General features: G+C 72.6%; 9 protein-coding genes. 7 read left to right on the top strand and 2 right to left on the bottom strand.

Annotation, left to right across the window (positions count from 1 at the left end; all coding sequences use genetic code 11):
• Window positions 1-733, bottom strand: a 733-nt coding sequence (locus VFW24_01005) for an acyl-CoA dehydrogenase family protein (protein ID HEX5265327.1), incomplete at its 3' end; no start/stop codon positions are given.
• A gap of 57 nt (window positions 734-790) precedes the next feature.
• Here VFW24_01005 and VFW24_01000 point away from each other — a divergent pair.
• The 7 genes from VFW24_01000 to VFW24_00970 all read left to right on the top strand — a co-directional run bounded on the left by VFW24_01000 (window position 791) and on the right by VFW24_00970 (window position 6,404).
• Entirely contained in the window at window positions 791-1,600 is an 810-nt protein-coding gene (locus VFW24_01000; protein HEX5265326.1) for an SDR family oxidoreductase, read from the top strand.
• Window positions 1,601-1,661: 61 nt separating this feature from the next.
• Window positions 1,662-2,096: an OB-fold domain-containing protein gene (locus tag VFW24_00995; protein HEX5265325.1), complete on the top strand. Its 435-nt coding sequence runs from the start codon at window positions 1,662-1,664 to the stop codon at window positions 2,094-2,096.
• A complete protein-coding gene (locus VFW24_00990) occupies window positions 2,093-3,292 on the top strand; it encodes a thiolase family protein (GenBank protein HEX5265324.1) in 1,200 nt (399 codons plus the stop codon). Before VFW24_00995 ends, VFW24_00990 begins: the two co-directional genes overlap by 4 nt.
• A gap of 73 nt (window positions 3,293-3,365) precedes the next feature.
• A complete protein-coding gene (locus VFW24_00985; GenBank protein ID HEX5265323.1) occupies window positions 3,366-4,163 on the top strand; it encodes an SDR family oxidoreductase in 798 nt (265 codons plus the stop codon).
• 67 nt (window positions 4,164-4,230) lie between these two features.
• Entirely contained in the window at window positions 4,231-4,740 is a 510-nt protein-coding gene (locus VFW24_00980; protein HEX5265322.1) for a nuclear transport factor 2 family protein, read from the top strand.
• Complete coding sequence (locus VFW24_00975; GenBank protein ID HEX5265321.1) at window positions 4,737-5,147, top strand: nuclear transport factor 2 family protein; 411 nt, start codon at window positions 4,737-4,739, stop codon at window positions 5,145-5,147. Before VFW24_00980 ends, VFW24_00975 begins: the two co-directional genes overlap by 4 nt.
• A gap of 141 nt (window positions 5,148-5,288) precedes the next feature.
• Complete coding sequence (locus VFW24_00970; protein ID HEX5265320.1) at window positions 5,289-6,404, top strand: NDMA-dependent alcohol dehydrogenase; 1,116 nt, start codon at window positions 5,289-5,291, stop codon at window positions 6,402-6,404.
• Between the two features lie 24 nt (window positions 6,405-6,428).
• Here VFW24_00970 and VFW24_00965 read toward each other — a convergent pair.
• Window positions 6,429-7,534 (bottom strand): hypothetical protein (locus tag VFW24_00965; protein HEX5265319.1); only part of this gene is annotated, 1,106 nt, incomplete at its 5' end.

The following is a 7,534-nucleotide window of genomic DNA, read 5'->3' as shown; positions in this document are numbered from 1 at the left end:
CGCCGGCGTAGAAGGCGTTCATGATGTAGCTCCAGCCCTCTCCCTCCTGGCCGATCAGCATGTCTCCCGGCACGCGCACGTCGTCGAGGTAGGTGTGGTTCTGCCGCCCGCCTCCGAGGTTGTGCAGCGGGGAGAACGAGATGCCCGGGAGACCGAGGTCGAGGCAGAAGATGCTGATGCCCTTGTGGCGGGGGGCGTCGGGATCGGTGCGTGCCGCCAGGTACAGCACGTCGGCGCGGTGGCCCCACGTCGTGTAGGTCTTCTGCCCGTTGACGACCCATTCGTCCCCGTCGCGCACGGCGCGGGTCGACAGCGACGCCAGATCCGATCCCGAGTCGGGCTCGGTGAGGCCCTCGGCCCAGAACCGCTCGAAGCGGGCGATCTCCGGCAGGAACCGCTTCTTCTGCTCTTCCGTGCCACCCACCAGCAGACTGCCGGCGGCCAGGCCCCAACCGATCGCATTGAGCAACGGGGCGTCCCGGTAGGTGAACTCCTCGAACATGATCGTCCGCTCCGCGGCCGAGCGGCCCAGGCCCCCGTACTCCACGGGCCAGGTCAGCCCGATCCAGCCCTTGGCCCCCACCTTGCGGGTGAACTCGAAGGCGAAGGCCCAGCGGTCGTCGTCCTCGCAGAACTCGTGGTCGAAGGCCTGATCGGGCGGCAGCTCGGCGTCGAGGAACGCCCGCACCTCGTCCCGGAACGCCTCCTGCTCGGGGGTGAAGCGGAGATCCATCGCCCGGGACCGTAACGCGGCGACAAGCTGGAGGCCGCCGACAGGGTGAGGAGGGCCGTGGACCGACAGTCGTGGCAGGCGCCGGTGCTGGCGGGCAAGGTGGTGGTGCTGGCGGGCGTGGGCCCCGGCCTCGGCGCCCAGATCGCACGCGCCGCCGCTGCCGCCGGCGCCTCCGTGATGCTCGGATCCCGGACCGCGGCCTACCTCGACGAGCTGGCGGCCGAGCTCGGGGACGCGGGCGCGACCGTGGCGCGCCGGACGTGCGACGTGACCTCTGACGCCGACTGTCTGGCCCTGGTGACCGGGGCCGTGGAAGAGCTCGGAGCCGTCGACGGCGTGGTGTGCAACGCCTTTGCCCAGAGCCGGGCCTACGGGCGCACCCTCGAGGAGGCCGACGTCGACGACTGGAGGGAGGCCTTCGACGTCAACCTGTTCGGGTCCCTGCGGGTGGTGAAGGCGGCCGTCCCCGCCCTCAGGGCCCGGGGTGGGGGAGCGGTGGTGATGGTGGGCTCGCAGATCGTGAGGCGGGTGTTCCCCGGCCGCGGTCCTTACGCGGCGTCCAAGGCCGCCCTGCTCACCGCCGCGCACGTCCTGGCCCGGGAGCTGGGTCCGTACGGCATCAGGGTCAACACCCTGGTTCCGGGGCGGATGTGGGGCCCGGCCCTGCAGCGCCACCTGACCAACCTGGCGGCGGAGCGGGGCACGTCGTTCGACGAGGAGCTGGCCCGCATGGAGTCCGACGTGTCCCTTCCGCGCCTGACGACCGACGAGGAGTGCGCCCGGGTGGCCGTGTTCCTGCTGTCGGAGCTGGCGGCGGGGATGACCGGCCAGTCGCTCGACGTCAACGCCGGGGAGACCCTGCAGTGAGTGCCATGAGTGCAGTGAGCGCCGGCGCGGGGCGGGCGGGGCGCGACGGTAAGGTCCGGGCGTGAGCACCGAGGGTGTCCGGAAGCCCCTTCCGGTGCCGGACCCGCTGTCCGAGGAGTTCTGGCGGGCGGCGGCTGCTCACGTGCTGGCCGTGCAGCGGTGCGCGGCGTGCGGCTGGTACGCGCACCCTCCCGACGTGATCTGCGTGAACTGCCTGTCGCCGGAGCGGGCCTTCCGCTCCGAGCCGGTCAGCGGCCGGGGACGGGTCCGGTCCTGGACGGTGATGCACGACGCCTTCCTGCCCGGGTTCCGGCCCGACGTCCCGTACGTCGTGGTCGACGTCGAGCTGGACGAGCAGGCCGGGCTGCGCATGATCGGCCAGCTGGTGGACGGCACGGCGGAGAGGCTGAGGCTCGACGCGCGAGTGGAGGCGGTCTTCGACGACGTGGCCGAGGGTCTGGCCGTCCCCCAGTTCCGACTGGCGGCGGCGGGATGAGCGCGGGCCGGTACGCCGCCGCCTGTGAGGTGGCGGTGGTGGGCTTTGCCCACAGCCCGATCCGGCGCTACACCGAGGTCCCCCTCGGGGCGCTGGCCATCGAGACCGGCCTCGAGGCGATCGCCGACGCCGGCCTCCGCCGGGACCAGATCGACGGCTTCACCACCGGGGCGCTGTTCCCCTCCAGCGGGGGCCGCCCGATAGTCGACGGGACCCACGTCGTCACGTCCGACTGGCTGGTCGAGCACCTGAAGGTGCAGCCACGGTGGCTGTGCGGCTTCCAGGGCGTGGGCCAGCTGCCCGGCTCGGTCATCCTGGCCACCAACGCCATCGCCACCGGGGCCGCCGACTACGTGCTCGTGCACCGGGCCATGTACAACCCGCCCGGCCGTTACCACGAGAACCCGATGACCGGCGCCGAGGGGGCGGCGCAGTGGGTGGCGCCCCAGGGCTACTGGGGGCCCCCCGTGCAGGCCGCCCGGGCCTACACCGAGTACATGCAGCGGTACGGCGCGTCGCGCGCCGACATGGCGGCGGTCGTGGTCGAGGCCCGCGCCAACGGGGCCCGCATCCCCTGGTCGTACTGGCGCGACAAGCCGGTGACCGAGGAGGACTACCTCTCGGCGCGGATGATCGCCGAGCCGATCTCGATCCTCGACTGCGACATCCCGGTGAGCGGCGTGGGGGCGTTCGTGCTCACCAGCGCCGAGCGGGCCCGGGACCTTCCGCACCGGCCCGTCTACGTGGCCGGCTACGCCCAGGGGCGGTGGCGGGGGCCGAACAGCATCGACCACTGGACCCTCGACGACATGGAGGAGGGGGGCCGTCGGGTGGCCGCCATCCTGTGGGAGAACACCGGGCTCGGCCCCGACGACATCGACGTCCCGCAGGTCTACGACGGCTTCTCCCCGCTCGTCTATCTGTGGCTGGAGGCGCTCGGGTACTGCCCCCGGGGAGAGGCGCACCGCTTCGTAGGCGACGGCGGGATCTCCACCGCCACCGGCCTGCCCGCCCTCTCCGGCGGCGGCGCCCTGGGCAACGGCAGGATGCACGGCGTGCCCCAGATGCTCGAGTGCTACCTGCAGCTGTCGGGGCGGGCGGGGGAGCGGCAGCTGGAGCGCGCCGAGCTGGGCCTGGCCTGCCAGGCGGCGCCGAACTTCGGCGGGGTGGTCGTCTACAGCTCGGCGCGGTTGTGACTCCGGCCCGCCGGGTCCCCTACGCCCCGGGTCCTCCGCAAGGCGGGGGCCCCAGCCCCGCCTGCGGCCGTCCATGACCGGGGAGGCCGATCTCGGCGGCGCCGTGGTCGTCGTCACCGGCGCCACCCGGGGCATCGGCCGGGCCACCGCCTTCACCCTCGGGCGGGCCGGGGCGTCCGTGGTCGTGGTGGGGCGGTCGGGGCAGGACACGCCCGACCGGCGGCTGCCCGGAACCGTCGACGAGGTGGCGGGGGCCCTCGGCGCCGAAGGCGTCGACGCCCTGGGCGTGCAGGCCGACCTCAACGACCCCGACGCCACCCAGCGGACCGTCGAACGGACCCTCGAGTGGCAGGGACGTTGTGACGTCCTGGTCAACAACGCCGCCTACACCTCGAACGGCCCGGTCATGCAGGTGCCCTGGCGGCGGTGGCAGACCGCCTTCCGCATCCAGGTGGTGGCCCCCCTGCAGCTGTGCCACGGGTTCGTCCCGGGCATGCTCGAGCGGGGCCACGGTCGCGTGATCAACATCAGCTCCGGCGCGTCGCAGTCGCTCACCCCGAACCTGGGCCTGTACTCCACGAGCAAGCTGGCCATGGAGCGCTGGAGCGAGTACATGGAATTCGAGGTCGGCGGCAAGGGGGTCTCGTTCAACACCCTGCGCGTGGACCGCATCGTGGCCACCGAGGGCTTCCAGTACGTGCTCGAGACCCAGGGGGAGGACGTGGCGACCGGCGGTCAGGGCATGGCGGAGGTGATGTCCTCGGAAGAGGCGGCCGTCCATGTGCTGTGGATGGCCACCCGGCCGACGGCGTGGACGGGGAACACCGTGGGCTTTGCCGACATCGCTGCTCTGGGCGGGCCGTCACATTGACCCGGCGGGTCCCGTGCGCGCCGGCTCCTCCGCAAGTCGGGGGCCCCCGCCCCGCCGGCGGCCGTCCATGACCGTCGAGGAGCTCCTCGACAAGCAGGCCGTGTACGAGGCCGTGCTCCGCTACTGCCGGGGGATCGACCGCCTCGACCTGGAGGCGGTGCGGGACTGCTACCACCCCGACGGCGTCGACCACCACACCGGTTTCAGCGGCACGCGGGAGGACTACGTGCGGTGGGTGGGGGAGGGCCTGCGCCGCTTCGACGGCACCATGCACTTCGTCGGCAACCACCTGGTCGAGGTGGAGGGTGACGTCGCCTACTCCGAGACGTACGGCAACGCCCATCACTGGGGCACCCCGCCCGACGACCCCGCCCTCAACTTCGTGTCGGGCTTCCGCTATGTCGACCGCTTCGAGCGGCGCGACGGGATGTGGCGGATAGCCGAGCGCCACGCCGTGCGGGAGTGGACCCGGGCCATCCCCGCTGAGGTGGTCCGGACGAAGGAGGGCGCCGGCCCCGAGCCCGCCCGCGACCGCTCCGATCCCGTGTACCGCGTCCGTCGTACGGTGGGGCCGTGAGCGACGAGGAGCGGCGCCGGCGCAACCGGGAGCTGGTGGAGCGGTCCTTCGCCGCCGTCGGCCGGGGGGACGTCTCGGGCCAGCTCGAGTACTGCACCGAGGACATGGTCCTCGAGCTGCCCTACGCCGACCCGCCGGTCCGCCTCGAGGGCAAGGAGGCCATCCGGGCCCACGTCGGCCCCGCTCTGGAGACCTTCTCGTTCCGGCTGGACATCCACCGGGTCATCGAGTGCGCCGATCCCGACACCCTGGTCCTCGAGTACACGAGCGAGGGGCGGGTGGTCCCGACGGGCCGGGCCTACGCCAACTCCTACATCGGGGTGGTCCAGTTCCGCGACGGCGTGATCTGCCACCAGCGGGAGTACTACAACCCGGTGGTGGCGGCCCGGGCCCTGCGCCCGGACTGACCCGACCGACTGACCCGACCGACGGGGCCGGCCGAGGGGCGGACCTCCCGGTGGGAGCGGCCACCAACCGGCCGTATGATCGACGCTCTACAGACATGTGAAGAGGCATGTGAACAGGCATCCGAAGGGGAGGACCGGGAATTGAAGACCCAGGCGGCAGTGCTCTGGCCGGACGAGAAGGAGTGGAGCGTCGAGGAGATCGAGCTCGACTCCCCCAAGAACCCCGACGAGGTGCTGGTCCGCCTGACCGCCTCGGGGATGTGCCACTCGGACGAGCACCTGCTCACGGGTGACCTGCCCATGGAGCGCCCGATCATCGGGGGCCACGAGGGGGCGGGGATCGTCGAGGAGGTGGGGCCCGGGTGCACCGAGCTCAAGCCCGGTGACCACGTGGTGTTCGGGTTCATCCCCGCCTGCGGCAAGTGCGCCTCGTGCGCCACGGGTCACTCCAACCTCTGTGACACCGGGGCCACCCTGCTGGGCGGGCTCCAGGCGGACGGGACGTCCCGCCACCACGCCCGGGGCCAGGACCTCAAGACCATGGTGCTGCTCGGGACCTTCGGAAAGCACACGGTGGCCAACGTGGCCTCGTGCGTGAAGGTCCCCGAGGACATCCCCCTCGACAAGGCGTGCCTGATCGGCTGCGGCGTCACGACGGGCTGGGGCTCCGCCGTCTACGCCGCCGACGTGCACCCCGGTGACAACGTGGTCGTGATCGGCGTCGGCGGCATCGGCACCGGCGCCATCCAGGGCGCCAAGCTGGCCGGGGCCCACCGCATCTTCGCCATCGACCCCTCGGAGTTCAAGCGGGAGCAGGCCCAGAAGTTCGGGGCCACCCACGTGGCCTCGAGCGTCGAGGAGGCCTTCGGGCTGGTCAACGACGTCACCTGGGGGCGGATGGCCGACAAGGTGATCTGCGCCATGGGCCTCGGGCAGGGGAGCATGATGGCCTCGATCCTGCAGCTGGCGGCCAAGCGGGGCACGGTCGTGGTGACCAACATCCATCCCGCCTTCGAGATGGACGTGACCATGAACCTGATGGACCTCACGCTCATGGAGAAGAAGGTCGTGGGGACGATCTTCGGGTCGGCCAACATCCGCTACGACATCCCGAAGCTCTGCGAGCTGTACCGGGACGGCCAGCTCGATCTGGACGGGATGGTCACCCGCACCTACGACCTCGAGGACATCAACCAGGGCTACCAGGACATGCGCGACGCCAAGAACATCCGCGGCGTCCTGCTCTACGAGAAGTAGACGCCCGCCGCCGGGGCGGCCGGGCTAGAGGTCAGCGGCCATCGGCAGGACCACCGTCGACCAGGAGTGGGGGCGGGCCCCGCCCCCCTCCCCGGTGTCGGGGTTCCAGTGCTCGGCCCAGCCCGACCGGACCACACCCCGGACGGCGGCGTCGGCCAGGCCGTGGGCCACGTCGGTGCGCCCCGCCCGCCGGGCCGCCAGCCACAGCAGATAGGTGAGGTGGGGCCAGGCCGCGCCCCGCCAGTAGCCGTCGGGGTCGAAGGCGGGGTGGTCACGGCGCACCCCGGCGGGCCCGTAGGTACCCCCGAACGCGGTCGCGTCGAGGGCCAGGTCCAGCAGGCCGGGGGCGTCCCAGGCCAGGGTCACCAGCAGGTCGTCGACGGTGAGGGCCCAGCCCGGGTCGGACGGCGCCGACCACGGGATGCCGTGGTCGATCCCGAGGGCGGCGGCGTTGAAGGCGACCAGGGCGTTGAAGCCGGCGCTGTCCACCTCGAACTCCGAGCTGCCCACCGCCGCCCCGTGGCCGTCGAGGCGCAGGGCCCGCACCAGCTCCCCCTTGCGCTCGTACCAGCGGGACCGGTCCCAGCCCGGCCCCGGGCACCAGGCGTCCCACCGCGGGCTGTCGTCGCAACCCGACTCCCACGGGTGCACGATCACGACCCGCCCGTCGTCCCGCCGCCGGCGGCGCAGGATCCACTCCACCCCGGCGGCGGCCCGCTCGGCCAGCTCCGCCGGCACGTCGACCCCGCCGGCGCGCAGGGCGGCCACGGCGTGGCCGTACATCGGGGGCTGGGTGAGGGTCGAGGCGTCCGAGCGGCCCCAGAAGGCGTGGTCGGCGCTGCCTCCCTCGTAGCCGATGTGGGGGACGAAGCCGTCGGCGTGCTGCCAGCGGAACACCGATTCGAGCTCGGTCAGCGCCCGCTCGTCTCCCAGCTCGAGCCACACCAGGCTGTGGAAGCACGAGTCCCACAGCCACCGCCACGGGTAGATCTGCGGATGGGGGACGGTGAAGCCCGCCTCGTGCCAGTGCCGCTCCAGCAGCTCGGCCGCCTTCTCCCGGAGGCCGGGCCGCAGATCCGACACGCCTAGTGCAGCGCCTCCAGCGCCTCCACCGGGATCGGCTCCCCGGC

The sequence above is a fragment of the Acidimicrobiales bacterium genome, from assembly GCA_036273495.1.
Lineage (GTDB): Bacteria > Actinomycetota > Acidimicrobiia > Acidimicrobiales > JAJPHE01 > DASSEU01.
This window is presented reverse-complemented; position numbering and strand designations above follow the sequence as displayed.

What these genes read in the sequence shown, in the direction of transcription:
- VFW24_00990 (HEX5265324.1), top strand. Translation starts at nt 2,093, where the DNA reads ATGAGCGCGGGCCGGTACGCCGCCGCCTGTGAGGTGGCGGTGGTGGGC.
- VFW24_00985 (HEX5265323.1), top strand. Translation starts at nt 3,366, where the DNA reads ATGACCGGGGAGGCCGATCTCGGCGGCGCCGTGGTCGTCGTCACCGGC.
- VFW24_00980 (HEX5265322.1), top strand. Translation starts at nt 4,231, where the DNA reads ATGACCGTCGAGGAGCTCCTCGACAAGCAGGCCGTGTACGAGGCCGTG.